Raw genomic sequence first — 444 nt, forward strand, 5'->3', positions numbered from 1 at the left:
GGAGACCACCCCCACCACCCGGTCCTCGTCGTCCAGTACGGGCACCGCGCCGATCCGGTGCAGGCCGAACAGCAGGGCCACTTCCTGGGCCGGGGTGCCGGGGGTGGTGGTGACGACGGTGCGGGTCATCACCTCGCCCACTGTGTGCTCGCGCATGTCTCCCAGGGTTCCGCGCCCCCGCCCGCCCGCGAGAGGTCCGGTCGGTCCCGGCCCGGGGCTGAACGTCCCTGATCGTCCCGGTGCCGCCCGGTGCCGCTCCTGTGCCGTCCCGGCGGTGGCGGCCCCATAGAGTGGTGCGGAAGGTGTCGGGGGCGGAGGGGAAGAGGACACGGTGGGGGATGAGCAGCCGCTGTCGCGGATGCCGCAGATGCGGCTGGACGAGCTGCTGGAGGAACTGCAGGCGAGGATCAACGCCGCCAGGGGGACCCGGGACCGGGTGCACAG

At 73.4% G+C, this 444-nt stretch carries 1 protein-coding gene; it reads right to left on the minus strand.

Annotation, left to right across the window (positions count from 1 at the left end; translation table 11 throughout):
- Nucleotides 1–156: CBS domain-containing protein (locus V2J85_RS40720; RefSeq protein WP_330824405.1), on the minus strand; the 156-nt coding region annotated here is incomplete at its 3' end.
- Between the last annotated feature and the right edge of the window lie 288 nt (nt 157–444).

This window comes from Streptomyces bugieae, assembly GCF_036352915.1.
Taxonomy (GTDB): Bacteria; Actinomycetota; Actinomycetes; order Streptomycetales; family Streptomycetaceae; genus Streptomyces; species Streptomyces endophytica.